This is a genomic window from Sorangium sp. So ce363, from assembly GCF_051520435.1.
Taxonomy (GTDB): Bacteria; Myxococcota_A; Polyangia; order Polyangiales; family Polyangiaceae; genus Sorangium; species Sorangium cellulosum_B.
The window spans coordinates 1,932,397-1,958,040 of the sequence record NZ_CP150333.1; the positions used below are offsets into that span (position 1 = coordinate 1,932,397).

Sequence of the window (25,644 nt, forward strand, 5' to 3'; positions counted from 1 at the left end):
GCGAAGTTCTTGAGTCGTTTCATCGAGGACGGTGATAGGCTCGCCCGGGGGATGAGGGGGCGAACGCGACCGGGATGAAGACTGGGCCTGTCGATCAGCGCACATCGAAGGTGATCGGCGTCGCGTCGGTCTTCCTCGACAATTCCTTCAACGCCACGGCCTTTCGAGGCATGCACCGCGCCGCGCGAGCCCGGGGCTACGAGCTCCTCCTCATCTACGCGACGCCTCGGCGCGTCTTCGAGCGCGGCGTGGCGCTTCGCCAGGTGGCCGGCTGGATCGCGATGTACAACATCGACGGCCTGGAGGAGCTGCTCTCCGATGGGAAGCCGGGCGTCATTTTCTGCGCGCCCCCGCTCGGGACGCGCTGCCCGGTCGTCCGTGCGGAGAACCACGATTCGATTCACGTGCTCGTCGATCACCTCATCCGGCTCGGACATCGTCGGATCGCTTTCATCGGCATGACGGGGTCGGACGATTTCCACGAGCGGGGCAGGGCATTCGATCAGGCGATGCGCGCGCGCGGGCTCGAGGCCGACCTCAACCTGCTCTCCGAGTTTCACGAGTGTGCGATCTTGTATACCGAGCAGCGCTTCCACGAGCTGCTCGCGCGCAATGGCAAGTTCTGTACCGCGCTCGTGGCGGGCAACGACGAGATGGCGATTGGCGCCATCAACGCGATCCGGGCAAACGGCTACCGCGTGCCCGAGGACATCGCCGTGGTGGGGTTCGACGACATCAACGCCGCCCAGCACTGCGATCCGCCGCTCACCACGGTTCGGCAGGACCCGGCGCTCCTCGGGAGCACGGCCGTCGAGCGGCTCATCGACTTGCTCGACGGCCTCCCCCCTCGTGAGCCCGTGACCCGCGGCCCGGCCGAGCTGGTGGTGCGTCGCTCGTGCGGAAGCGGCCACGCCGCGTGGAACGCCGCGCCGGTCGCGCCAGCGATCGAGGCGCCGGAGGGCGGCTGGCAGCACGCGCTTTCCCGGCAGATGAGCCTCCTCCTGGATGGGTCGGGGCGCCCGCCGTCCGGCGACGCTCCCCTCGGCTGGCCCGAGGCGGAGGTGATCGCGCAGGGCCTCGGCGCGGCGCTCGCCGGGGAGGAGCCGCTGGACGTGGGGACGCTCCAGCGCGCTTTCGCCGCCGGGGTCGCGCAAAACGACAAGATCGAGGTCCTGCTCGCGGTGGTGAAGCTCGTCGAGCAGACCGCCGCGCGGCGGCTCGCCGGCGCGCCGGAGCCTGAGGCCGCGCGCCGGCTGGAGACGTTCCTCGACCGCGTGCGGCTCGCGCAGCAGCGGGCCCTCGCTGCGTGGGAGCGGCGGAACGTGAAGAGCCTCGAGCGGCTGGTCCGCGCCAAGGTGCACATGAGCAGGCTCCTCGCCTCGAAGCACGCCTGGACCGAGGAGCGCCTGGAGTGGCTGGCGCAGACCTCCGTCGGCGTCGGGTGCGTCGCGCTCTGGGCGGATGCGTCGGGCTCGGCCGAGCCGGAGTTCCTCGTCCACTCCGTGTACCCGAGCGATACGGCCTTGACCGCGCTCGTGGGGCACCGTTATCCGGCCCCCCACTTTCCGCCGCCCGCCCTGCGCGCGGCTGCCTTGCCGGACGAGCCGGGCGGCTATCTCCTGCTGATCCCGCTCGTGAGCGCGACGCGCGACTGGGGGACTCTGGTGCTGGGAGGGCTGCACCTGGAGAGCTTCGTGGACAACCTCCATCCGCTGGCCATGTGGGTGTCGCTCCTGATCGCCGCGTTCGAGCACCATGACATGGAGGCCACGCTGCACGCGGAGCGCGACATGCTGGCGGCCGCCTACGAGCGCGAGCGCGCGCTGGCGAGCACGGTGCGGGAGCTCGGCTGTCCCGTCATCCCGCTGCTGCCCGGGGTGCTGCTCGTCTCGCTGATAGGCGCGATCGACGCCACGAGGGCGCAGCAGATCATGGAGGCCGCGCTCTCTGGCGTCGCGCGCGAGGGGGCGCGGTGGGTGCTGCTCGACGTCACCGGCGTGCCGTATGTCGACGAGGCGATCGCGGCGGCGCTGGTGCAGACGGCGCAGGCGACCCGGCTGCTCGGCGCGCGCGTGAGCCTCGTCGGCGTCGGGCCCAGGATGGCGCAGGGCATGGTCGGCCTCGGGATCGAGCTGCACGACATCTCGATCTTCCAGTCGCTGGCCGCCGCCATCAGCGAGCTGACCAGGCCAGAGAAGAAGACGAAGGCGAGGCGGGCAGAGTAGCGCCGCAGGGCGCGCCGAGATCGCTCGAATCACTTCATCAGGAGCTTCATCGCCGCGCGCCCGGCGGCCTCGGTCAGCCGCCGCATGTAGTCCCAGTTGAGCTGATCGACGCGGTCGCAGCGCTGGTGGTAACAGGGGTTGCCGTCGTCGCCGAAGAAGTCCTGCGATATGGCCACGGCCGGCGCCCCGTAGCGCCAGAACGCCGAGTGATCGCTGCGGTTCGTGCAGGCGTCCACCCGGGTCAGCCCGAGCTCGCCGTGCGACGCGGCCTCCTCGACCAGCGCGGCCAGATCGGACGACGTGTTCTCGTTGCAGTGGATGACGTGATAGTGCCCGTCGTCGTTGGAGTCGTAGCCTGTCATCTCCAGATCCAGGACGCCGACCACCTGATCCATCTGCCCGTTCCGGTAGAGCTTGCTCGCGTAGGCCCGTGAGCCGAGGAGGCCGTCCTCCTCTTGATCGAAGGCGACGACGCGGAGCCCGATGCTCAGCTTCGCGTCCTTCAGCGCGCGGGCGATGGCGAGCGACGACACGATGCCTGAGCCGTCGTCGTCGGCGCCGGCGTTGCTCATGGAGTCGTAGTGCGCCGAGAGGATGAGGACGCGCGACGGATCGGCGCCGGGCCTGTCCGCCGTCAGGTTGACGCCCCGGCTCCAGCCGCTCTGATAGGCGTGCTCCTCGACGGTGAACCCGATCGCCTCGTATTGCTGGCGCATCCAGGCGCGGGCGAGCGCGCGTCCGTCCTCGGAGCCGCGCTCGCGGATGACCGTCGAGCGGCCGCCGACGGTCACGGGCGCGGCGCCGGAGAGCTCCTTGAGCCGCGCCTCGAGGAACGCGGCGTCGATGTGGAGCTCGGGGAGCTCGGCGGCGTCACCGTCGAGCCGCGCGCGCGTCCCGGCCGGAGCGCGGGTCCCCTGTGCTCCCGGAGCGCGCGGCAGGGCCACCTCGTGCGCCCCGATCGGCTCCGCGTGAAGGCGGTGCGAGCCGAGCCAGTCATGGGGGTCGCGGCCCGTCGGGACGGCGACGGCGGCGATCCCGCCGACGCGCGCGCGCTCGCCCGGGAGCGTCGCGCTGGGCAGCGGCCCCTCCACGAGGTAGAGCGAGGCCCCGCGCTCTTCTCTCAGAGTGACGCTCTGCCAGGCGTCATCGACGCTGGCGCGGGTCACGACGACCTGGCCAGTCTCTGTCGCGAGCCGGTTCAGGAACGTGCTGACCGTATCCTTGCCCACGTGCGAAACGTGGATCTCTCCGGCCGCCGGCGCGCCCGGATCTCCGGACGCGCACGACGTCGAGACGAGCGCAAAGGCGGCACACAGCGCGGCGACGGCGCTCGAACGATTGCGGCAGGTTGTCATGGCGTCTTCCCCTTTCGGCGACACCGTACGGATCTCAAACGAATTATCCAAGCACTATCTCGCGATGAGTCGAGCTTTGGATCGAGCCGCGTCAAATGCAATGAGGGACACATGAGCGCTCCACCGGGGCTCTGGAGTCATGGTCCAGCTCGTCAGTCCGTGAGCGATGACGAGGCCGCTCGGCCTGTTCGCGCAGACGGGCGTCCCGCTGTCCGGCGCTCCAATCTTCGCGCCGCGTTCTCCTATATCCCAACGTTTACGTGGTCGTGGACGTTTACGTGGTCGTGGTCGTGGTCGTGGTCGTCAACGATAAGCCGTGAACGACCACGACCACGACCACGTTTACGTTCACGTTCACGTTCACGTTCACGTTCACATTGGTTCGGGTTACTCTTCGGGCGGGGTTCCGTCTCGCAGCGAGAGCTGCCCTCGCCGGCAGGTATCGATGGCGGACGCGAGGATGCGCATCGCCTCCTGCGGCGCGTGGAAGCCGGACGAGTTCTCCGCCTCGGCGAAGTCGACGAAGAACTGACATTTCCGCTGCGCCGCGCGCGGCCCCGCGAGCGCCTCTTCGGCCATTCCGGCCTCCTTCGCCCGGCGGATGTCGCTGATGAGCGCCGTCACCGCGTCCATCGCCCGGTTGCGCGCCTCGAAATGGCGCGACTGGATCGTCTCCACGCGCTGCCGGAGCTCGTCCTCGGGCCACTTGTGGCACGTCTGGCACGCGCGGTTCACGTTGAGGAGCGGGCTCTGCACGTGGTGATCGCTGATCTTCGTCGCGCCGACCCGCTGGTACGGCATGTGGCAGTCGGCGCAGGCCACGCCGGAGCGCGCGTGGACGCCCTGATTCCACATCTCGAACTCCGGGTGCTGCGCCTTCAGCACCTTCGCGCCCGACTCCGCGTGCGTCCAGTCCGAGTGGCCGCTCTCCTCGTAGTAGGCGTAGATCTCGTCGACCTTGAGGCCCTTCGCCCACGGGTACACGAGCCGCTTCTCCGGGCCCTTGAAGTAATACTCCACGTGGCACTGGCCGCAGACGTACGAGCGCATCTCCTGGCGCGTGGCCATCGTGTTGACGTCGTAATCGGCCTCACCCATCGACGCCTTGAGCGCGCGGATCCCCTCGATGAACCCCGGCCGCGTCACCCGGAGCTGCATCGACTCCGGGTCATGGCAATCGATGCACGAGACCGGGTGCGTCACCAGCTTGCGCGCCTCGGGGAAGGGCATCTGGTTCATCGCCTCCCACCCCCGCATCAGGTCGCCGCCGCCGAGCTTCTTGTACGGCACGTACACGGACGCATGGCAGTGAATGCATGTGCCCGGCTGCTTCGCCGCGATCTGCCGCTCGGTGTACACCTGATCCTCGAGCATGTGGGCGTGCCCGCGCTCCTCCCGGAAGTCGCGCGCGAAGGCGTAGCCGGCCCACATCGTCTTCAGCCGCCCGTCCTCCTCGAGCTTCGATTGCGCGACCACGCTGCGCGGATCGGCGTCCGTCGGCGTGCGCGGCACCGCCTCGCTCCCGCCGAAGCGCGTGCGCTTCTGGTCGACCGTGCGCCGGTAGCCGTCGTACTGGAGGGGGAAGTTCTTCCCCCAGACGGCCGGGTCGTCTATCGTGTCGTCAAGCTCGACGACGCGATAGAACGGGCTCTTCGCCTCCTGCTTGTGCTCGAAGATGTTCACCAGCAGCGCGGCGATCCCGGCGGTCGCCGCCGCCGCGGCGAGCGCCGCGAGCGGCAGGTAGCGCCAGCGCGCCGGCCGCTTGCCGGTGCGCTCGCTCTTCTGCGTGGATCCTTCGTCCTTCGGCTCCGTCATCGATTCCATCCCTCGTGCAGCGGGCGCGCCTCAGTGCAGGTGGCCCACCGATTCATGGCAGCGCACGCACGAGAGCCTCGCGGCGCCGTGGTGCTCGCTGTCGATCGCATCCACGACGTCGCCGTGGCACCCGCGACAGGCCTCCTCCGTGATGCGTAGATTGCTGGGCTTGATCCGGATCGGGTCCGGGAAGCGGCCCGAGGTGAAGGCGAACGAGTGCCAGAACCCGTTCGACGCCTTCGTGGCATATTTCCCCAGGAACGTGTGCGGCGCGTGACAGTCGTTGCACCCTGCCACGGCCCGGTGGCTGGAGCGCTGCCACCCGGCGAACTGCTCGTTCATGATGTGGCAGTTGGCGCACGCCGACGGATCGCTCCCCAGGTACGAGGCCCCCTTCGCATAAACGAAGGTGTACCCGCCGAGCCCGGCGGCCACGCCGAGCGCGACGCAGAGCGCGAGGAGCAAGGCCCCCGTGGAGCCGCGCCCGCCGCGCGCTCGCTCGCGCGCCGGCGGCTCCGGCGGTTCATCTCGCCGTTGCCCTTCCGTCATGGGATCTTGCTCGTGGGTCATCTATCGCCGGACCGGTTCATCGACTCTCGATCCTCGACCCGCCGCTTTGCAAAGCAGGTGCCGCTACGTCTCGGCCGGAGCGACGATCGACGGCCCGGCGGCGGGGACGAGCCCACTCGGCGCGAAGGGCGACCGCGGGACGCCTTGCGGCCCGGCCCACGCGGCCGCAAGGCGTGCGCAGCGGTGCAGATTCCGCGCTGGCGGGCGCGCTCCCTGCGGCCGCTGTTCCCGCCGCGGCCCGTCTGCGCTAGGGAGCTGGCCAGGAGACGTCACGTGACCGCCCCGCGCGACACGCAGCCAGCCGCCGCCACGCCCGCGAGCGCCGGCCTGCCTCCGGCGAACCACCGTATCCGGCTGCCGGATTTCGAGCTCGGCGGCGCGCTCACGGCCGAGCAGCGGGGCTTCCTCGACGAGCACGGGTTCATCCGCTTCCGCGGGTTCGAAGGTCGCGGCGCGGTGCGCTCGCTCGTCGAGGAGGTCGAGGCCGTGGACCGGCGGCTCGTCGGGGAGGGCAGGGCGCACATCAACGGCGTCCCGCTCCTCTTCGGCACGCGGAAGGACGGCTCCCGTTACATCCAGCGCATGGTGTTCGCGTCGCTCTTCGGCGAGCGCCTCCGCGCCTTCCTGCGCGACCCTCGCTTCGGCGCCATCCTCGATGTGGCCGGGCCGGGGTACCGGATCGGCGCGCGGGAGCGCGACGGGCTCGTGATCAACCATTACCGCAACGAGGAGGGGTCGACGCACCGGCGCCTCGGCTGGCACACCGACAGCCTGCGCGACCTCTTCTATCTCGAGAAGCCGCGCCGTTACCTGAACGTCGGCTTCTATCTCGACGACTCGCCCCTCTCGAAGGGCGGCGTGCGGCTGATCCCGTCCTCTCACCGACAAGGCCTCTTCGAGATGATGACCCGCAAGGCCTATTTCCTCGACCACCGGCCCGATCCGGACGAGTTCGCGCTCGATGCCGCGGCGGGGGACCTCACGATCCACGACGGCCGCATCTGGCACCGCGTCGCGCAGGCCACGGCCACGGGCGACGCCAGCCAGCGGCGCGTGATGTACCTGCCGCTCATGAGCGGACCGCTCAAAGAGAAGCACGAGGGCAGCCCCACGCCCCTCTATTTCCGGCTGAAGCGGCTCGCAGGGTACTGAGCGCCTCGAACGGCGTTATCGCGTCGACGAGCGCCCGCTCGGAAGGAACAGGTGATATGACGACAGCTGCCCCGCACCAGAAGACGCCGTTCACGCCGTACCAGCGGCGGCTGTTCTGGTTCCTGAGCGTGGCCTCGTTCTTCGAGGGCTACGACTTCCTGGCGCTCACGCAGATATTGCCCAACTTCGGCGCGCAGATGGGCCTCTTGCCCCGCCACGAGGGGCTCCTCGTCGGGGTCATCAACTCGGGCACGATGATCGCGTATCTGCTCGTGCGCAAGGCCGACCAGTGGGGGCGGCGGCGGGTGCTCTCGGTCACCATCGCGGGGTACACGATCTTCTCCGTGCTGACGGCGTTCTCGCCGAACGTCTATGTCTTTGCCGTCTTGCAGCTCCTCGCGCGCATCTTCCTCCTCGGGGAGTGGGCGGTCAGCATGGTGTATGCGGCCGAGGAGTACCCGAGCGATCGGCGCGGGATGGTGATCGGCGTCATCCAGGCCTTCTCGAGCCTCGGATCCATCGTGTGCGCGGGCGTCGTGCCGCTGCTCCTCGCGACGCCGTACGGGTGGCGCAGCGTGTACCTCGTCGGCGGCATCCCGCTCGTGCTCATCGCGGTCGCGCGGCGCGGCCTGCGCGAGACGGCCCGGTTCGAGCAGGTGGCGGCCGAGCGGGCGGGGGAGGGGACGCCGCCGCTCACGCGCATCCTGCGCACGCCGCACCGCGGGCGGATGCTGCAGCTCGCCTTGATCTGGGGGCTCACGTACGTTTGCACCCAGAACGCGGTGACGTTCTGGAAGACGTTCGCGCTCCGGGAGCGCGGGCTCAGCGACGGCGAGGTGGGCGGCAGCATCACGTTCGCCGCGCTCGTCTCGATGCCGCTCATCTTCGCCTCGGGCAAGCTGCTCGACGTGGTGGGCCGCCGCAAGGGCGCGGTGATCATCTATGTGCTGGCGGCGGCCGGCGTGATCGGCGCCTACTCGCTGGGCTCGCGGGGCGGGCTCACGGCCGCGCTGGTCTTCGCCATCTTCGGCGCGAGCGGGGTGCTCCCCGTGCTGAACGCCTACATGACCGAGCTCTTCCCCACGCACCTCCGGAGCGACGCGATCGCCTGGTCGAACAACCTGCTCGGCCGGATCGGCTACATGCTCTCTCCGATCGCCGTCGGCTTCGCCGCGGAGGAGATCGGTTGGGGACCGGCGGTGTCCGCGACGGCGCTCTTCCCGCTGGTCGCGCTCGCGCTCATCCTGTGGCTCCTCCCGGAGACGCGCGGCAAGGAGCTCGAGGAGACGGCGCGGGTATAGCCCAGCTTCGTGTGTCAGAAATCCGGCCAAGGATTGCCGACACGCTACAAGACGTCGAGAAGACCACAAAAATCTTGGCGTCTTGTGGCGTCTTGGCGGTCTCCAGCATCCTGGTAGGCTGGGGTAAGCACCACACCACCGGGCGGTGAGCGCAAACGAGCGGGCTGAAATGTGGTTGCTGTCGGAGGCTCACAGGCTGCCGAGCCGACCCGGCTGGTGAGCGTGACATGACTGAGCCCGCCCGCGAGGCTCAAGCGGTCGCCGCGGCGCCCGAGCGGTTCCGCACCAAGCAACAGGTGTCGAGTTCCTGCGGTCTGGAGCTCGTCATCAATTAATTTGGTGGGAGCGCTGGGCTGGTCTAGATCCGCCCCGTCCGAACGATCCCGAGCGGTCTGTACGGAAGAGCCCTATCAACGCGTCGTCGCACGTCTGCGTGCGAGCGGCCGAGGTGCGTCCGGAATGCAGACCGCCAAGACATTCAGGTCGCCACGTCGCCCATATCGACGTCGCGCGCGAGAAGTCAGCGAATATGCAACCTTTCACGCTGCCCGACTTCTACATGCCGCATCCGGCGCGCCTCAATCCGCACCTCGAAGGTGCTCGCGCGCATACCAAGGCCTGGTCCTACGAGATGGGTATCCTGGAGGAGAACCCGCAGGGAAAACCCATCTGGACCGAGCGCGACCTCGACGCGCACGACTACGCGCTGCTCTGCGCGTACACCCACCCCGACGCGCCCGCGCCCGAGCTCAATCTGATCACGGATTGGTATGTCTGGGTGTTCTTCTTCGACGACCATTTCCTCGAGATTTACAAGCGCACCAAGGACATGCGCGGCGCCAAGGCGTACCTCGACCGCCTGCCGCTCTTCATGCCCGTCGTGCCCACGGGGACGCCGCCGGAGCCGACGAACGTGGTCGAGCGCGCGCTCGCGGACCTCTGGGCGCGGACCGTCCCGCTCACCTCGGTGCACTGGCGCGAGCGCTTCCTCGAGGCGACGAAGAACCTGATGCTCGAATGTATGTGGGAGCTCGCCAATATCCAGGAGAACCGCGTCGCGAACCCGGTCGAATACATCGAGATGCGCCGCAAGGTCGGCGGCGCGCCCTGGTCCGCGGGCCTCGTCGAGATCGCCGTGGGCGCCGAGGTCCCGGCCGCCGTTGCCGCGACGCGCCCCCTCGAGGTCCTGCGCGACACGTTCGCGGACGGCGTCCACCTGCGCAACGACCTGTTCTCGTACCAGCGGGAGGTCGAGGACGAAGGGGAAAACGCCAACTGCGTGCTCGTCCTCGAGCGTTTCCTCGGCGTGCCCACGCAAAAGGCGGCCGATCTGACGAACGAGATCCTGACGTCGCGGCTCCAGCAATTCGAGAACACGGCGCTCGTCGAGGTGCCGGCGCTCTGCGTGGAGTACGGGCTGACGCCGGCGCAAGCCGTCGACGTCGCCAGGTACGTGAAGGGGCTGCAGGATTGGCAGTCTGGCGGCCACGAATGGCACATGCGGTCGAGCCGCTACATGAACGAAAACGCGGACAAATCCGCGGGCGTCCCCGATTTCCCCGGGACGCCGACGGGGCTCGGCACCTCGGCGTTCCGGATCAGGCTCACGCCCGCCGCCCTGGGTTTGCAGCGGATCAAGACCCTCACCCACGCCCCGTTCCGGCCTGTGGGCAGGACGCCGCTCCCGAAGATCTACATGCCGTTCAAGCTCCGCTTGAGCCCGCATCTGGCCGCAGCGCGCCGGAGCACCGTCGAGTGGGCCCGAAAGTTCGCGATGCTCGACGTGGTGCCGGGCGTCTTCGGGTCCGGGATCTGGGACGAGCGTAGGCTCATCGGCTTCGATTTCGCCATCTGCGCCGCGAGCATTCACCCGGACGCGTCCCCGCACGAGCTCGACCTGACCTCGGCTTGGCTGACGTGGGGGACGTACGGCGACGATTATTTCCCGCTCGTGTTCGGCGCGGCGCGGGACATGGCGGGCGCGAAGCGGTTCAACGCCCGGCTCTCGATGTTCATGCCCCTCGACTGCGCGGGCGCCCCGGTGCCCGAGAACCCGGTGGAGAGCGGCCTGCTGGATCTCTGGATCCGTACAGCTTCCCCCATGTCGATGAAATCGCGGCAATCGCTCCGCCGCAGCGTCGAGACCATGACCGGGAGCTGGCTCTGGGAACTCCTGAATCAGACCCAGAACCGGATCCCGGATCCGGTCGATTACGTCGAGATGCGCCGCAAGACGTTCGGCGCCGATCTCACGATGAGCCTGTCCAAGCTGACGCTGGGCGATGTGGTCCCGGCGGCGGTCTTCCGCACGCGGACGATGCGAGGGCTCGACAACACAACGGCCGACGTGGGCGGGTGGATCAACGATCTCTACTCGTACCGCAAGGAGATCGAGTTCGAGGGCGAGCTCAGCAACCTCGTGCTGGTCGCCGAGCGGTTCCTCGAATGCGACGCGCAGCGGGCCAAGGAGGTCGTCAATGACCTGATCACGGCGCGCGTGCTGGAGTTCGAGCACATCGTCGCGACCGAGCTGCCCCGCATCCTCGACGAATTCGACCTCGACAAGGCGGGCCGCGAGGCCGTGCTCGGATACGTCGAGAAGCAGCGATTGTACATGGCTGGCGTCCTCAACTGGCACGTCGTGACGAGCCGGTACGTGGACGCGGAGCTCGAGCGCCAGCCGATCGAACGGGCGATCGATGGCGTGCGTGGGTTTGGCGCCTCTGCGGCGCGTATCAGCAGCTTCTTCGGCGCCGGAAGAGCCGGCGCCGCGGCTCCTGCTGCGAAGGCGGATCTTTCAATGGGTACGGCGCGGTCCGTGCCGGTGAAGCAGGGGCGGCCCTAGCCGTCCGGGAAAGAGGGACTCATGTCTATCACAGGTAATCTGGGTTCGATCGATCAGCACCAGACCAGCCTCGCGACGGCGGCCGCGAGGCAGCTCGCGACGACGACCAAGTCGGCGCCGCAGATGCAGGGCATCTCGTCGCGGTGGCTGCTCAAGCTCCTGCCGTGGGTTCACGTCAACGGCGTGTACCGCGTGAACCGCCGCCTGAGCTATGCGGTGGGCGACGGGCGGGTGACGTTCACGAACACCGGCGCGAAGATCCAGGTCATCCCGCAGGAGCTCTGCGAGCTGCCGCTCCTCCGCGGTTACGATGACGTCGAGGTCCTCACCGCGCTGGCGAACCGCTTCGTGCAGCGTGAATACAAGCCCGGCGACGTCATCACCGAGCGCGGCAAGGAGGCCGATCACATCTGCCTCATCGCGCACGGCAAGGTCAACAAGATCGGCGCGGGCAAGTACGGCGATGAGACGGTCCTCGCGGTCCTCGCGGACGGCGACCATTACAGCTATCAGGCGCTCCTGGAGGCGCAGGATTACTGGACGTTCACGGCCAAGGCCGTCACGACGGTCACGGTGCTGACGCTCCAGCAGAACGCCTTCGAGGAGCTCGTCGCCCAGCACCCGTCGCTGAAGAAGCACCTCGACAACTTCAAGGCGCTCGCCGCGAAGAAGCAGGACAACACGGGCGAGGCGGCGATCGAGATCGCGGCGGGCCACTCCGGCGAGCCCGTCCTCCCCGGCACGTTCGTCGATTACGAGACCTCGCCCCGCGAGTACGAGCTCAGCGTGGCGCAGACCGTGCTCCACATCCACACGCGCGTCGCGGATCTGTTCAACGAGCCGATGAACCAGACGGAGCAGCAGCTGCGCCTGACCATCGAGGCCCTGAAGGAGACCCAGGAGCACGAGCTCATCAACAACCGCGAGTTCGGCCTCCTGCACAACGCCGACCTGAAGCAGCGCATCCACACCCACAGCGGCCCTCCGACGCCGGACGACATGGACGAGCTCCTCGCCACGGTCTGGAGGGAGCCGTCGTTCTTCCTCGCGCCCCCGCGGGCCATCGCGGCGTTCGGCCAGGAGTGCAGCCGCGTCGGCGTCTATCCGCAGAGCATCGAGGTGAACGGCCACCGCGTCCCGGCGTGGCGCGGCGTGCCGATCTTCCCGTGCAACAAGATCCCGGTCTCGGAGACGCGGACGACCTCGATCCTGCTCGTGCGCGCGGGCGAGAAGAACCAGGGCGTCATCGGCCTGCACCACGCCGGCATTCCGGACGAGGTCGAGCCGAGCCTCAACGTGCGCTTCATGGGGATCAACGATAAGGCCATCATGTCGTACCTCGTCAGCCTCTATTACTCGACGGCCGTGCTGGTCCCCGACGCGCTCGGCGTCCTGGAGAGCGTCGAGATCGGACGCGCCCACGAATGAACCTCGAGCGGTAGCCGCCCCGCGTGTGCCCCGTGCAGGCGCGGGGCACACGCGGAGCGCTCTGCTCTCCGAAGCGCGCAGAAGGAAAGGTACGTCATGGCAAACGCCGAAATACTTGGGATCGGGGACGAGGTAGAGCGTTCGAGCCTCGGGACGCCGGGGGCGCGAAGGCTCGCGACGACGACCAAATCGCACCCGCAGATGCAGGGGATCACGCCCCGGTGGCTCTTGCATGTCTTGCCCTGGATCGAGGTCACGGGCGGCACGTATCGCGTGAACCGCCGCCTGAGTTATGCCGTCGGCGACGGGCGGCTGAGCTTCGGCAACGTCGGGGCGAAGGTGCAGGTGGTCCCGCAGGAGCTCTGCGAATTGCCGCTCTTGCAAGGTTTCTCGGACGACGCCGTGCTCGATACCCTGGCGAGCCGGTTCATCCAGCGAGAGTACAAGCCCGGCGCGCTGATCGCCGAGCGCGGGAGACCCGCGGAGACGATCTTCCTGCTCGCGCACGGAAAGGCCCAGAAGCTCGGCGTAGGCAAGTACGGCGCCGACACGATCCTCGACGTCCTCGCGGACGGGGACCATTTCGGGGATCAGTCCGTCATCGAATCGAACGACGTATGGACCTATTCGGTCAGGGCCGTCACGCCGTGCATCGTGCTCGAGCTCCCGCAGCGCGTCTTCGAGGAGCTGATCTCGCGATCCCCGGCGCTCCACGCGCACGTCGAGTCGCTCAAGGAGCGGCTGAAGAAGCCGCAGGACAAGCTCGGACAGGCGGCGATCGCCCTCACCGCCGGTCACAAGGGCGAGCGCGCGCTCCCGGGGACGTTCGTCGATTACGAGACCGCGCCGCGTGAATACGAGCTCAGCGTCGCGCAGGCGATCCTCCGGCTCCACACGCGCGTCTCGGATCTCTTCAATGATCCGATGGATCAGCTCCAGGAGCAGCTCCGCCTGACCGTCCAGGCCCTGCGCGAGCGGCAGGAGCACGAGCTCATCAACAACCGTGACTTCGGCCTCCTGCACAACGCCGACCTGAAGCAGCGCCTCCATCCCCGGAGCGGCCCCCCGACGCCCGACGACATGGACGAGATCCTCTGCCGGCGCCGCAAGTCGCAGTTCTTCCTGGCGCATCCGCGCACGATCGCCGCCTTCCACCGGGAGTGCAGTCGCCGCGGCATCTACCCGACCACCGTCGAGCTCTCCGGCACGCAGGTCGCGGCGTGGCGCGGCGTCCCGATCCTGCCTTGCGACAAGATCCCGATCAACGAGGACAAGACGAGCTCCATCCTCGTCATGCGCACGGGGCAGGAGCATCAGGGCGTCATCGGCCTCCACCGCACGGGCCTCCCCGAGGAGATCGAGCCCGGTGTCTCGGCCCGCAGGATGGAGACCGACGGAAAGGCCATTACCTCGTACCTCGTGAGCACCTATTACTCCGCCGCGGTGCTGGTGCCCGACGCGCTCGGCGTCCTTGAGAACGTCCAGATCGGGCGGTAGTCTCCACGGCACCGATGACTCTGCATCTCGACCTGCTCCTCCACAACCTCGTCGCGCTGTGCATCGCGATCGTGGTGCTCCTCCTCCTCTCGGAGCTCGTGGTCAGGCTCATCCATCGGGGCTACGCCTTCGCCTTGCGCTCGCCGACGCTGGAGCACGTCACGGCCGACGAGCGCAAGTCGTTCCGACGTCGCGTCCGTCGCCGCGCGCTCGTCTGGGTCGCGCTCGTCGGCGCCGTGCTCATGGGCGGCGCGGCGTTCGCCGTGGTTCGCGGAATTCGCGCCCTCGACGTGGTGAAGAGCGCGCTCGTCGGGCTCGCGGGAGACGATCCCGCGATCGCCAGGATGCGGTTGCTCACCGCGCTCGGGATCGCCGTCGGCGCGCTCTTCATCGACGCCCTCGCCCGGGGGCTCGCCGACGCGCTGGGAAAGGCGGTCGCGCGCTCGGACTGGCTGGAGAAGCGGCGCGAGCCGGTCGCAGAGGTCACGATACGCCTGCGCAAGGCGCTCCGCGTGGTCGTCCTCGGCGCCGCCGCGGTCCTCCTCACCGAGAAGCTCGCGCTCGCGACGGGGACCCAGCGCGCCGTATTGCTCGCCAGCTACACGCTGGGCGCGTTTTACGTGAGCCGCCTCGCGACGGGGATCGGATACCTCCTCCTCGATGTCCTCTTCGACAACTCCACGAGGCTCGCCCGTCTCGAGAGCCCTCTCAGGTACCTCGGGAACCTGTCGCACCTGCTCGGGATCACGAAGCGCGTCGTCGATTATTGCGTGTACATCACGGCGGCGACGTGGGTCGCCGACGCGCTCACGCCCGACACGTGGCTCTCGCAGGCGGGGCGGGTCGGGCTCCGGATCATCGCGATCGTCTATGCGAGCCGGGTCCTCGTCGAGATCTGCGTGCTCCTCATCAACGACCTCTTCCTCGGGAAGGTGGCGGAGGAGAACCCCCAGACGCTCCAGCAACGAAAGACCCTGGTCCCCGTGGCCATGGGCTTCGTGCGGTACGCGATCTACTTCTCGGCTCTCGTGATGGGCCTGCGCGAGGCTTCCATCGATCCCACGCCGCTGCTCGCCGGCGCCGGCGTCATCGGCGTGGCCATCGGCTTCGGCGCGCAGACGTTCGTGGGGGACATCGTGGCCGGCTTCTTCATCCTCTTCGAGAACCTGCTCCTCGTCGGGGATCTCGTGGAGATCGGCGGCATCCAGGGGCGCGTCGAGGAGATCGGCGTTCGTATCACGAAGATCCGCGACGAGATCGGCGTGCTCCATTCGATCCCGAATGGCGAGGTGCGCAAGGTCGCGAACCATTCGCGATCCTACGTGAACGCGGTGGTCGACGTGCACGTGCCTTACGAGGAGGACGTGCAGCGGGTGCGTGAGCTCCTCGCGAGGGTCGCCGAAAAGGAGGTCGAGCTGCAGACGGGCGCTCCGGGGCAGGTGGACGTCGGCGTGGAGGAGCTCAACGAGGGTTCGATCGTCCTGCGTATCAGCGCGCGCGTGCCGCCCGGCAAGAACAAGGAAGTGAACGATGCGCTGCGCGGCCGCGTCGTCGAGGAGCTTTGCAAAGCGCAGGTCAGCGCGCCGCGCCCGCGTCGAGCCGTCCTCATCGACAGCCAGCTCTCCGTCAAGAACCCGCCCAGGCGAGAAATCGAGGAATCCGCGCCCGTCATGCCTTTCTCGCCCACGAACGACGACTGACGAGCGGTTCGTCTCGCGGCCGTGCTCAGGCCCCGACAGCGCGAGGTGCGCCGTGTCCTCGATCCGGTCCCTCCGTGCCAGGAGCACAAAACCGGCGGGAAGCGGAGCCAATCAACGGAGGTCCACGGCGTCCCTTGCTCCATCGAGGTGTTCGAATGGACCTTGCCAGATCCCTTGTCCGCCCGGGAACGTGGCTCGCAGCCGTCTTCCTGGCGTCGTGCGTGGCCGCGTGCTCGGGCGCCGATCCCGCCGCTCCAGGGCAATCGCCGCCCGACGACACGGAGCTGCAGCCCGAGCCTCCGCCCGAGCCGCCGCCAGGCGCGCCGATCGACGTCCAGCGCTACGAGGTGACGGGAGAGTTCGACTGGAGCCGGGGGCGGCTGGTCGCGACGGTCGCGGTGACGTTCCTGCCAGGCGACGACGGCCTGCGCTCGCTGCGCCTCGACAGCGCGGTCGCCGAGGTCAAGGCGGTCCGGCTGGCCGGGGGCACGGACCTGCCTTATACGGTCGACGCCGAGCTCCGGGCGCTCCTCATCGACGTCTCGCGCGTGCCTGACATCGCGGCGGACCAGGCGATCACGCTGGAGATCGACTACGAGGCCGCCGAGAGCGACGCCCTCCACGCGATCCCCGCCCGCCGGGGGGACCCCGCCGCGTCGCGCGCTGTCTACACGCTCTCGGAGCCGCTCAACGCCGCGCTCTGGATGCCGTGCCACAACACGCCCGAGGACCGCGCCGTCTTCTCTATCGACCTCGGGATGGGCGCACAGGAGACGATGATCGCGAACGGCACGCTCGTCTCCGACGAGCAGGGCGCGTCCGGCCGCCGCATGAAGTACGCGACGGACTACACGGTGCCCATCTACCTCATGGCCTTCGCGATCGGCGACTTCGAGGTCGAGGGCACGATGAAGGGGAGCCTCCCCGTCTCTGTCTGGCACCGGCGCGGCGTCCCGGGCGATTACGACCGTCTGCTCGACGAGGTGGTCCGCTCGATCGGCCTCTTCGAGGAGCTGCTCGTGCCGTATCCCTTCGAGAAGTACGCGCTGGTGCTCGTACCGGAGTACGGCGGCGGCCTCGAGAACCTCGGCATCACCTTCCAGGGGGAGTCCCGGAGCACCGCTCCGACCAGCTCCGGCGACCTGAGGCTCACGATCCACGAGCTCGGCCACCAGTGGTTTGGAGACCTCGTGACCGTCAAGACCTGGGACGATCTGTGGATCAAGGAGGGCATGGCGACGTTGCTCGCAGAGGAGGGCGCGCGCCTCTACCTGGATGAGAGCGGCGAGGGGACGCTGAACGGCGACTCCTTCGCGGCCGTCGTGGACTCCCTCATCGTGGATCCGGACCGCGATCCCGACGACAAGTACACGAGCGGACCTTACGACCGCGCCGCGTGGCTGCTCACCCAGATCCGGAGCCTCATCGGGGAGGAGTCTTTCTGGGGCACGCTGCGCGACGTCCTCAACGACCACCGCTTCGGCGCCATCGGTACGGACGAGTTCCTCGGCGCCTTCGCGCGGCACCTCGGCCCCGACGCGACCGCCCGCGCGCGGCGGGCGCTCCGGGCCAGCGCGCTCCCGCACCTCGATCTCGGGCGGTCGCCCTCCGGCGGCGTGCTCGTGACGCTGCGCGATCCGGACGGCGCGCTCGTCGCGCCGCTCGAGCTGCTCTGGATCGCGGACGACGGAACGACGCGCTCGCAGGTGCTCGAGCTCGATCAGGGCGCGGACGTCGCCCCGCAGCAGGAGGGCGAGCTGCTGATCTTCGATCCGCTCGACCGCCACATCCCCTGGTTCTACCTGGTCGACGACTCCAGCCTGGATCCGGAGGACCACGCGGCGCGCTTCTCCTCGTTTCGCCTTCCCACGAGCCCCTCGCAGGTCGCGAACCTCCTCGAGGCCGGCGGCGTCCACCAGACGGCCGCCCTCCATGTCGGCTTGCCGGAGACCCTGGCCCCGGGCGCGTTCGCGGCCTTCCTCGACGGTCTCGACGCCGAGGACGCCAAGGGCATGGCGGTCGCGGCGGCGTGCGTCAGGGCCGCGGATCCGGCGCTGGATCCAGCGCTGCGCGCGGCGTGGTCGAGCGCGCTCGCGCCGCTGCTCGCGGGGCCGCCCTTCGCGCGCTGGACCGAGTTCACGCCGTGGCTGGAGTACGGGGCGTGCGGCGAGGTCGTCGACGCGCTGGCGCTCTACGCGGACGAGTGGTCGGCGCTCGCGGCGGGGCCACCGGCCGGCGATCTCTCCGACGCGCACCTGCTGTTCCTGTACAACTTCGAGCTGCCGCTCGAGACGGTGGTATCGGCGTGGGGGAACGTCGCCAGGCAGTCCAGCTCGCTGCGCGCGCGCTCGCTCGCCATGACAAGGATCCGCCTCGACATCGATCGCGCTCGGCCGGAGCACGTCCCCGCCCTCCGCGCCTTCTTCGCCGAGATCGTCCCGTCCACGGAGGTGTTCGAGCTCCTCTACCAGGCGCTCGACGGGCTGAGTCGCACGAAGGCGCCCACCGCGACGGAGAACGCGGAGGCCCTGGCCGCGCTGCGCCAGCAGCTGCGCGCGGCGTCGACGACGCCCCTCGACGGTTTGGTGGTGTGCGTCGCCCGCGAGCTGACCCAGGGCGACGCCGCGGCGTGGAGCGAGTTCGTCGGGGGCCTCGACGGCGTGGAGCTCTCCGCCGAGGCCGCCGCGATGCTCGCGGATCCGTCCAGCTGCTGAGGACGACGCCGCGCCTCGACCCATCCGATCCGTCACGTGCAGGCGCCGAGGCCCGCCGGCGCTGCGCGGCCGTGTGCCACGCGACGGCCGCGGCCGCATGGCGCGGCCGCCCGGGGCCATGGACACTCAGCGCATGCCTCCCGGCGCTCCCGCGTCCGCCTCCCCGCGCCCCGGCGCGATCACCGACGTCGCCGGCATCCAGGTCGGCCATTTCACCGACAGCCGCCGCCCCACGGGCTGCACCGTGGTGCTGGCGCGCGAGGGCGCCGTCGCCGGCGCGGACGTGCGCGGCGCCGCGCCTGGCACGCGCGAGACCGACGTGCTCTCGCCGTCCAACGTGGTCGAGCGCGTGCACGGCGTCCTGCTGGCCGGCGGCAGCGCCTGGGGCCTGGACGCGGCCTGCGGCGTGATGCGCTGGCTGGACGAGCGCGGCGTGGGCATGACCGTCGGTCCCGCCCGCGTGCCCATCGTGCCCGGCGCCGTGCTGTTCGACCTGGCGCTGGGCGACCAGCGTATCCGTCCCGACGCCGCCGCTGGCTACGCCGCCTGCGAGGCCGCGTCGAACACGCCCCCCGCCGAAGGCAACGTGGGGGCCGGGGCCGGCGCCGTGGTCGGCAAGATCTTCGGCTTCCACCGCGCGATGAAGGGCGGCATCGGCGGCGCCTCCGTCTGCGTCGGCGGCGTGACCGTGGGCGCCATCGTCGCCTGCAACGCGCTGGGCGACGTCGTCGACCCGGAGACGGGCCAGGTGCTCGCCGGCGCGCGCACGGAGCGCGGCACGCACCTGCTGGACACGCGGCGCGCGCTGCTGCGGGGCGACACCCCCAGGCCCATGCTCGCGGGCAGCAACACCACCATCGGCGTGATCGCCACCGACGCCGTGCTCACCAAGAGCCAGGCCTGCCGCCTCGCCACCGTGGGGCACGACGGCCTGGCGCGCGCGATCAACCCGCTGCACACGCTCTCCGACGGCGATGCCCTCTTCGCGCTGGGCACGGGCGTGTCCGGCGCGACGCTCGGCATGATGACTCTGTGCGTCATGGCGGCCGAGGTCTGCACGCTGGCCGTGGTGCGCGCCATCCGCGCGGCGCAGGGCGTGACGCTCGGCGCTGCGTACCTGCCGGCGGCGGGGGACCTGGGATGAAGCCTGTCGACGCGCGCTGAAGCCAGTCACGGTGCTGCGCTCGAAGCCGCGACTCGTGCTCGTACTTCCCCGTACTTCCGCTAGGGAAGCCGCGACTCGTGCTCGTACCTCCGCTACGGAAGCCGCGACTCGTTCTCGTACTTCCACTACGCTGGTCAGAACCACGGAGGGGTGACGGTAGCGACAATGGATCCGCCGGACGGAGCCGCCGCGTGAGGGGCCTTCGCCGCCGAGATCCGCTCCCGTGATGTCGCCGTGGTCGGGGGCGCCGAGAGCCCGGCGGACCTCACATGCCGTGAAGCTCGCACGCACAGCTGAGAGGAGATGAGGACAAGGATGCCCACCATTGCGATCGTCGGCGCCGGCGTGGCCGGCCTGCATCTCGCGCTGCACCTCCAGAAGGAGGGCCTCGACGTGAGCCTCTACGAGGAGCGCACGCCGGACGAGATCCGGACGGGGCGCCTGCCCAGCACCGTCGGGCTCTCCCTGCTGACCCGGGAGCGCCAGCGGGCGCTCGGCGTCGCGCACTGGGAGGGGCCCGAACATGCCACAAGGACCATCCGGATCCGCGTCGCGGCCGCGCCGCCGATCGACTTCGTCGGCCGCCTCGCGGATCAAGCGCTCTTCATCGACATGCGCGTCTATCTGCCCCAGCTGCTCGAGGACTTCGTCGCGCGGGGCGGCCGCGTGGTGAGGGCCTCGCTCGACGCGGCCGGCGTCCGCGGCCTCGCCGCGGCGCACGACCTCGTGGTCGTCGCCACGGGGCGGGCGGGCCTCACGGACCTCTTCCCGAGGGTCCCCGAGCGAAGCCCGCACGCCGCGCCGATGCGGCGGCTCTTCGCGGGCATCGTCCGCGGGCTCCGCATGCCGCCCGGGCCGATGGAGTTCATGTTCCAGCTCTCCCCGGGGCACGGCGAGATCTTCGAGAACCAGTACATCACGCTCGGCGGGATCGTGCCCTCGCTGCTCATCGAGGCGATCCCCGGCGGCGCGCTCGAGCCGATCACGCGGATGCGCTACGAGGACGATCCGGCGCGCTTCGACGCGGCGCTGCTCGACGCGGTGCTCGCGCACGCGCCGCTCACGGCCGAGCGCGTCGATCGGGCGAGCTTCGGCGTGGCCGGCCCGCGCGACTACCTGACGGGCGCCGTGACGCCGGTGGTGCGCCGCGCGTACGCGCCCCTCGGCGGCGAGAGGTTCGCGCTCGCGCTGGGCGATCTCCACGTCACCCACGATCCGATCACGGGCCAGGGCGCGAACATGGCCACGCTCGCGGCATCGCTCGCCGCCGAGCAGATCGCCGGGCAGGCGGCCGCCGGCGCCGCGTTCGACGAGGCGTTCTGCGCGGACCTGGAGGATCGCCTCTGGAACGGGCTCCGGGCGGCCACGGAGTGGACGAACGCCTTCCTCCTGCCGCCGCCGGACCACGCGCTGGCCCTCCTCGCCGCGGCCGCGCGCAGCCAGCCGGTGGCCGACGCGTTCGTCACGAACTTCTCGTACCCGGAGCGCCAGTGGGCGATCCTCTCATCGCCCGAGGCGACCGCCAGCTTCATCGCGAGCCACGCCTGACGATCAGCTGAAGCGCGCCCGGATCGGCGCAGGGCTCTCGCAGATCGGGCACGCGTCCGCGCGCTCGGCGATCTTGCCGCAGTCCTTGCAGTCGACGCGATAGCCGTGGAAGCCGGGGTCGTGCAGCTCGACGCTCGTCTGTGCCCTGTCCGCGCGCTTTCCCTCGTATTTCACGCGCATTGGCACGAACGCGATATAACGCACCTCGATGTGCTCGCACCGCGAGCACCGCTCCGGCACCGCGTACGTGTTGGTCGTCGTGAGCCCGCGCGCGAGGCCGCCTTCGGCGTGGCACCTCGGGCAGCGGTCGTCCTTGAACACGAGGTGCTGGCACGCGCCGCACGTGATCTCGTACAGCCCGTCGACGAACATCTCGCCCTTGTAGACCCACTTGACCGGCCCGACGGGCTCGCCCTCCATGAGCGGCACGAGCCCGTCGACATACGAGCGCAGGTTGAGCTTCTGTCCCCCGCACGCGGGACACCCGGCCTCGACCATCTCGGCAAACGCACGTTCGGAGAGCCTGCTCATGATCGTCGCCTTCTACCACGCCCCGGCGGCGGGAGGACCGAAATGGCGGGGCCGCGCCAGGGCCAGCCATTATCGGCCCTGGCGCGTTGCGCTGGAGGGGCCAGCCTCCACACATGGAGGCCTCGGCCTCCAGGGCATGGCCTCCGAGCGGGGCCCGGACCATTCCAACAGGCACCCGGGCATCACGCGGAGCCGGCGCTCGCTCCACGACCAAGCGCTGCGAGAGTGGGGATATGCCGCCCGGCGCGCGGCCTCCGGCGGTGCCGCGCATGGCCCCCAGCCGTGCCTTCAGCGCATGGCCTGACGATTGCTATTACGTTCATCCGTCGGTCGCACGGTCGGTCAGGCGATTCCCACCATGACGTCGAGGGACGGGAAGAGCGCCTGCTCGGCATCCCTATCATCGCGCTCGCGTGAGACCAGCGCGCAGGCCTGCCGGCGCGGAGGCGCTGCGGCCGCGCGCGCCGTCGAGGGGGCGAGGGCGCCCGAACACGAACCGAACCCGAGGTGAACCATGTCGTCGGTCTCCATCAAAAAAGCGATGATCTTCATTCTCATCGGCGCGGCCGCGGGCTGCGCCGTGCCCGCCGAGAAGGACGCGCCGGAGGAAACGGCGGTCGAGTCGCAGGCCGTCGAGTGCAGCAAGGAGTGCATCCTGGCGATGGTGAACAGGCAGCTCTCGCTGATGGGCGAGTTCGGGAACGAGGAGGAGTTCACGCGGGCGCTCCGGGAGCTCGTGGCCATCGGCCCGACGGTCGTCCCCGTGGTCGCCGAGGTCTACAAGGCGTGGTCGGTGTCGGTCCCGCCGGACAAGGCCGAATCGGCGAGGCCCGGCGAGATGCGCTGGCGGGCGGCTCACCTCCTTGGCCTGCTCGGCGCGCGCGACGGCATCAAGCCGCTGAACGAGATCGCCACGACGAAGCTCCCCGAGCCCGAGGCCGACGAGCAGCTCTTCGCGGATGAATACCGCGTTCGCCTGCGCGCGATCGCCGGGCTCGAGGCGCTCGGCGCCGCGGGGGAGCTGAAGGCCATCTACTCCGCCGGCGACCTCCTGCGCAACCCGGCGGCGGCGAGCCTCTACGCCCTCGGGATCGACGTCGGCGGGATCCAGCTGATCGACGCGCGCAAGGCGCTCGCGGACGATATCGCCGACATCAAGGATTACAACCCGAACAACGGTCGGCCGGCGCAGCCGGAGAAGCCCGGATCGCGGGTATTCAAGGTGGCTCCTCGGACCGACACGCCTGCCATCACTCGTTGAGGGATCGATCATGAATACCACGATCAGCGCCATTCTTGCGTCTTGTTTGCTCCTCGGCGTCGCCTCCGAGGCCCGCGCCGACACCTGCGACACCGTGAGGGGGACCGATCCCGGCGTGATGACGAGCTTCTGGTGCACGCAGCCGTGGATCGACTTCTTCTGGGACGCGTACGACTTCGACAAGGGGGACTGGGACAACGGCTTCGGCTGGGAGGCCGCGTGCGACCGGAGGCGGCCGCTGGCGCGCACGTTCCAGGCGATCCAGCTCCTCAACTACGCGTCGCCGAACGAGCCGCACCAGACGAACGACTTCAACGGAAACATCCTGCGCTGGGGCGGCAACTACACGATTCGTGAGTTCGACGAGCTCGACGCGCGGTGCGGGGACGGGTCGAAGCGGGCGTACACGACCTGGGGCGGGTTCGACGACTACACGGAGCTCTACATCCCGTTCTTCTACAACGAGAACGTCGTGGAGCGCGCCGGGACGTTGATCCACGAGTCGCGGCACTCGGACTGGTGCGGCCACAGCGGCAACGACGGCAGCAACAAGTGCCCTGCGAAGAGCGAGTCGTGCGACGAGAAGTACCTGGATGGGTGCTCCGGGATCGGGTCGCCCAGCGGGCGGGGCGCGGACGGCTATCAGGTCCTGTGGCTGTGGTGGTACGCTTTCGAGGCCGACGCGCAGCACAGCTCGTCGACGATGAAGGCCTTCGCGAGGGACGAGGCGAACCGGATCCTGAACACGATGTTCGACGTCAATCCCTGCTTCAACATCACGAGCAATGGTAGCAAGATCATTACCTGCTAGGAGGGGGGTGCTCGGCGGCTTCCTGTGGGGCGCGCTGTGCCTCGCAGGGTGCGCCGGGCACCCCGGCTCGGACATCCCGCCGGCGCCCTGGGCGCAGCTCGAGGTGAACCGCGGCGCAGGCGAGGAGACCGTCGTCTGGATCGAGCTGAGCGGCACGTTCGAGGGGCACCAGGGGACGACGGCGCTCCGCGGAGAGCTCAGCGCCGAGCAGATCTCGGCTCTTCGAGAGCTGTTCCGGGACGAGCGGCTCGCGATCTACCGGAGCGACGCGCTGCCCGCCGACGGCAGCGTCGACCTCGCGGGCACCGCCGAGCGGCCGATCTTCCGCGTCGTGGTGCGCGAGGAGAGCGACGCGATCCGGGCGGGCTCGGAGAAGCTTTCGGCGTATTTCGCCGAGGGGGCGCAGCGCGCCGAGACGACCGAGATGCTGCGAGAGGTCAAGGCGATCATCGCTGCAGCGACGCAGGTCCCTTAGAGCGACCGACGACGTCCGGCGCGCCCGTGTCGTTAGCGTCTACAACGGACGCTCGATCCCTCTGCGCGCCGAGCCTGACCGCAGCGTGCCAGCGTCAAGGACAATGGCCAGGCTCATCGCCCGTCGCCGCTGCTGTCCGAACGGTCTCGACGGTCGCGAATCGTCGTCACGGACGGAACTACGCAACTCCGAGACGTGCAGAACGAAATACGGATGGTATCCGAACGTCTTCACTATGACGGTGCGCTAACCTACCGCCAGGCCGGTTCCGGTGTACAACCCGCGCATGGAGCTAGCAATTTTCCTCATCGCGCACTCCACGTTCGCGGTCTTCTTCCAGACCTTCTTCCTGCACCGGTACGCCTCGCATCGGATGTTCACGATGTCGAAGCGCTCCGAGCGAGTCTTCCATCTCCTCACGTATCTGACGCAGGGCTCCTCGTACCTCGTCCCCTGGGCCTACGCGATCTTGCACCGCATGCACCACGCGTACAGCGACACGCCGAAGGACCCGCACTCGCCGCGGTACTTTGCCGAGCCCGCCTCGATGATGTGGCGAACCAAGAAGCTCTACGACGCCATCTGCGACGGCGCCGCCGACGTGGAGCCGCGCTTCCGCGGCGGCTACCCCGAGTGGCGCACGCTCGACCGCATCGGCAACTCGTGGTTCAGCCGCATCTCGTGGGGCGCGGGCTACGCCGTCATCTACATCGCCTTCGCCTCGCACTGGTGGCAGTTCCTGTTCGTCCCGCTGCACTGGACCCTGGGCCCGCTGCACGGGGCGATCGTGAACTGGTGCGGCCACCGCTACGGCTACCGCAACTTCAACAACGACGACGACTCGCGCAACACGCTGGCGCTCGATCTCGTGACGCTCGGCGAGCTCTTCCAGAACAACCACCACAAGTACTCGATGAGCCCCAGCTTCGCGGTGCGGTGGTTTGAGATCGACCCGGCCTATCAGGTCATCCGCGTGTTCGCCTGGATGGGCATCCTCCAGATGCCCGACAAGCGTCAGGTCGCCCGCCTTGAGCCCGACGCCACGCGGGCCGACGGATAGGCAGCCCGCTCCGGAGCAGCGCTTTCTCGGCGTCCCTCGGGCGATACCTGAGAAGCTCACGGGAAAGCCTCGCATCAGCGGGCATATCCGCAAAACCGGCGCCCGCTTCATGGATTTCTCGACGATGAGCTCGGGCGTGGACCTCGAACCTTCACCAGGCGATCACGCACAACCATTGCGACATGCTAGAG

Annotated in this window: 18 protein-coding genes; 14 read left to right on the forward strand and 4 right to left on the reverse strand. The window is 69.3% G+C overall.

Going from position 1 to position 25,644, the window contains the following annotated elements; all coding sequences use genetic code 11:
• Positions 1-74: 74 nt before the first annotated feature.
• On the forward strand, positions 75-2,225 hold the full coding sequence (locus WMF12_RS07440) for a substrate-binding domain-containing protein (RefSeq protein WP_437869724.1): 2,151 nt from the start codon (positions 75-77) through the stop codon (positions 2,223-2,225).
• 29 nt (positions 2,226-2,254) lie between these two features.
• Here the strand turns inward: WMF12_RS07440 and WMF12_RS07445 are convergent, their stop codons facing one another.
• The 3 genes from WMF12_RS07445 to nrfH all read right to left on the reverse strand — a co-directional run bounded on the left by WMF12_RS07445 (position 2,255) and on the right by nrfH (position 5,944).
• Positions 2,255-3,580 carry a M28 family metallopeptidase gene (locus tag WMF12_RS07445; protein WP_437869725.1) on the reverse strand — a complete coding sequence of 442 codons (1,326 nt, stop codon included), beginning with the start codon at positions 3,578-3,580 and terminating at the stop codon, positions 2,255-2,257.
• A gap of 387 nt (positions 3,581-3,967) precedes the next feature.
• Complete coding sequence (locus WMF12_RS07450; RefSeq protein WP_437744919.1) at positions 3,968-5,395, reverse strand: ammonia-forming cytochrome c nitrite reductase subunit c552; 1,428 nt, start codon at positions 5,393-5,395, stop codon at positions 3,968-3,970.
• Positions 5,396-5,425: 30 nt separating this feature from the next.
• Positions 5,426-5,944, reverse strand: a complete 519-nt coding sequence (gene nrfH, locus WMF12_RS07455; protein ID WP_437869726.1) for a cytochrome c nitrite reductase small subunit — start codon at positions 5,942-5,944, stop codon at positions 5,426-5,428.
• A 294-nt stretch (positions 5,945-6,238) separates the two neighbouring features.
• Here nrfH and WMF12_RS07460 point away from each other — a divergent pair, with 294 nt between their 5' ends.
• From WMF12_RS07460 to WMF12_RS07500, 9 genes are all read left to right on the forward strand, one after another.
• On the forward strand, positions 6,239-7,117 hold the full coding sequence (locus WMF12_RS07460; protein ID WP_437869727.1) for a phytanoyl-CoA dioxygenase family protein: 879 nt from the start codon (positions 6,239-6,241) through the stop codon (positions 7,115-7,117).
• Positions 7,118-7,173: 56 nt separating this feature from the next.
• Complete coding sequence (locus WMF12_RS07465; RefSeq protein WP_437869728.1) at positions 7,174-8,418, forward strand: MFS transporter; 1,245 nt, start codon at positions 7,174-7,176, stop codon at positions 8,416-8,418.
• Positions 8,419-8,947: 529 nt separating this feature from the next.
• Positions 8,948-11,263, forward strand: a complete 2,316-nt coding sequence (locus WMF12_RS07470) for a family 2 encapsulin nanocompartment cargo protein terpene cyclase (RefSeq protein ID WP_437869729.1) — start codon at positions 8,948-8,950, stop codon at positions 11,261-11,263.
• Positions 11,264-11,284: 21 nt separating this feature from the next.
• Entirely contained in the window at positions 11,285-12,691 is a 1,407-nt protein-coding gene (locus WMF12_RS07475; RefSeq protein ID WP_437869730.1) for a family 2B encapsulin nanocompartment shell protein, read from the forward strand.
• Positions 12,692-12,787: 96 nt separating this feature from the next.
• A complete protein-coding gene (locus WMF12_RS07480) occupies positions 12,788-14,188 on the forward strand; it encodes a family 2B encapsulin nanocompartment shell protein (protein WP_437869731.1) in 1,401 nt (466 codons plus the stop codon).
• A 14-nt stretch (positions 14,189-14,202) separates the two neighbouring features.
• Positions 14,203-15,888, forward strand: a complete 1,686-nt coding sequence (locus WMF12_RS07485) for a mechanosensitive ion channel family protein (protein WP_437869732.1) — start codon at positions 14,203-14,205, stop codon at positions 15,886-15,888.
• A 155-nt stretch (positions 15,889-16,043) separates the two neighbouring features.
• Positions 16,044-18,602: a M1 family aminopeptidase gene (locus tag WMF12_RS07490; protein ID WP_437869733.1), complete on the forward strand. Its 2,559-nt coding sequence runs from the start codon at positions 16,044-16,046 to the stop codon at positions 18,600-18,602.
• Positions 18,603-18,735: 133 nt separating this feature from the next.
• Positions 18,736-19,746 (forward strand): P1 family peptidase, encoded by a 1,011-nt coding sequence (locus WMF12_RS07495; RefSeq protein ID WP_437869734.1) that lies wholly within the window; start codon positions 18,736-18,738, stop codon positions 19,744-19,746.
• A gap of 336 nt (positions 19,747-20,082) precedes the next feature.
• Positions 20,083-21,315 carry a styrene monooxygenase/indole monooxygenase family protein gene (locus tag WMF12_RS07500; protein WP_437869735.1) on the forward strand — a complete coding sequence of 411 codons (1,233 nt, stop codon included), beginning with the start codon at positions 20,083-20,085 and terminating at the stop codon, positions 21,313-21,315.
• A 3-nt stretch (positions 21,316-21,318) separates the two neighbouring features.
• On the opposite strand, the gene WMF12_RS07505 is transcribed toward WMF12_RS07500, so the two are convergent.
• Positions 21,319-21,846 (reverse strand): hypothetical protein, encoded by a 528-nt coding sequence (locus WMF12_RS07505; RefSeq protein ID WP_437869736.1) that lies wholly within the window; start codon positions 21,844-21,846, stop codon positions 21,319-21,321.
• A gap of 514 nt (positions 21,847-22,360) precedes the next feature.
• On the opposite strand from WMF12_RS07505, the gene WMF12_RS07510 reads away from it, so the two are divergent.
• From WMF12_RS07510 to WMF12_RS07525, 4 genes are all read left to right on the forward strand, one after another.
• Positions 22,361-23,107, forward strand: a complete 747-nt coding sequence (locus tag WMF12_RS07510) for a hypothetical protein (protein ID WP_437869737.1) — start codon at positions 22,361-22,363, stop codon at positions 23,105-23,107.
• Between the two features lie 10 nt (positions 23,108-23,117).
• Positions 23,118-23,918 carry a hypothetical protein gene (locus tag WMF12_RS07515; protein ID WP_437869738.1) on the forward strand — a complete coding sequence of 267 codons (801 nt, stop codon included), beginning with the start codon at positions 23,118-23,120 and terminating at the stop codon, positions 23,916-23,918.
• Positions 23,919-23,925: 7 nt separating this feature from the next.
• Positions 23,926-24,393, forward strand: a complete 468-nt coding sequence (locus WMF12_RS07520; RefSeq protein ID WP_437869739.1) for a hypothetical protein — start codon at positions 23,926-23,928, stop codon at positions 24,391-24,393.
• A gap of 286 nt (positions 24,394-24,679) precedes the next feature.
• Complete coding sequence (locus WMF12_RS07525; protein WP_437869740.1) at positions 24,680-25,453, forward strand: acyl-CoA desaturase; 774 nt, start codon at positions 24,680-24,682, stop codon at positions 25,451-25,453.
• Positions 25,454-25,644: the final 191 nt, after the last annotated feature.

What these genes read in the sequence shown, in the direction of transcription:
- WMF12_RS07440 (WP_437869724.1), top strand. Translation starts at nt 75, where the DNA reads ATGAAGACTGGGCCTGTCGATCAGCGCACATCGAAGGTGATCGGCGTC.
- WMF12_RS07445 (WP_437869725.1), bottom strand. Translation starts at nt 3,580, where the DNA reads ATGACAACCTGCCGCAATCGTTCGAGCGCCGTCGCCGCGCTGTGTGCC.
- WMF12_RS07450 (WP_437744919.1), bottom strand. Translation starts at nt 5,395, where the DNA reads ATGACGGAGCCGAAGGACGAAGGATCCACGCAGAAGAGCGAGCGCACC.
- nrfH (WP_437869726.1), bottom strand. Translation starts at nt 5,944, where the DNA reads ATGACGGAAGGGCAACGGCGAGATGAACCGCCGGAGCCGCCGGCGCGC.
- WMF12_RS07465 (WP_437869728.1), top strand. Translation starts at nt 7,174, where the DNA reads ATGACGACAGCTGCCCCGCACCAGAAGACGCCGTTCACGCCGTACCAG.
- WMF12_RS07470 (WP_437869729.1), top strand. Translation starts at nt 8,948, where the DNA reads ATGCAACCTTTCACGCTGCCCGACTTCTACATGCCGCATCCGGCGCGC.
- WMF12_RS07475 (WP_437869730.1), top strand. Translation starts at nt 11,285, where the DNA reads ATGTCTATCACAGGTAATCTGGGTTCGATCGATCAGCACCAGACCAGC.
- WMF12_RS07480 (WP_437869731.1), top strand. Translation starts at nt 12,788, where the DNA reads ATGGCAAACGCCGAAATACTTGGGATCGGGGACGAGGTAGAGCGTTCG.
- WMF12_RS07485 (WP_437869732.1), top strand. Translation starts at nt 14,203, where the DNA reads ATGACTCTGCATCTCGACCTGCTCCTCCACAACCTCGTCGCGCTGTGC.
- WMF12_RS07490 (WP_437869733.1), top strand. Translation starts at nt 16,044, where the DNA reads ATGGACCTTGCCAGATCCCTTGTCCGCCCGGGAACGTGGCTCGCAGCC.
- WMF12_RS07495 (WP_437869734.1), top strand. Translation starts at nt 18,736, where the DNA reads ATGCCTCCCGGCGCTCCCGCGTCCGCCTCCCCGCGCCCCGGCGCGATC.
- WMF12_RS07500 (WP_437869735.1), top strand. Translation starts at nt 20,083, where the DNA reads ATGCCCACCATTGCGATCGTCGGCGCCGGCGTGGCCGGCCTGCATCTC.
- WMF12_RS07505 (WP_437869736.1), bottom strand. Translation starts at nt 21,846, where the DNA reads ATGAGCAGGCTCTCCGAACGTGCGTTTGCCGAGATGGTCGAGGCCGGG.
- WMF12_RS07510 (WP_437869737.1), top strand. Translation starts at nt 22,361, where the DNA reads ATGTCGTCGGTCTCCATCAAAAAAGCGATGATCTTCATTCTCATCGGC.
- WMF12_RS07515 (WP_437869738.1), top strand. Translation starts at nt 23,118, where the DNA reads ATGAATACCACGATCAGCGCCATTCTTGCGTCTTGTTTGCTCCTCGGC.
- WMF12_RS07525 (WP_437869740.1), top strand. Translation starts at nt 24,680, where the DNA reads ATGGAGCTAGCAATTTTCCTCATCGCGCACTCCACGTTCGCGGTCTTC.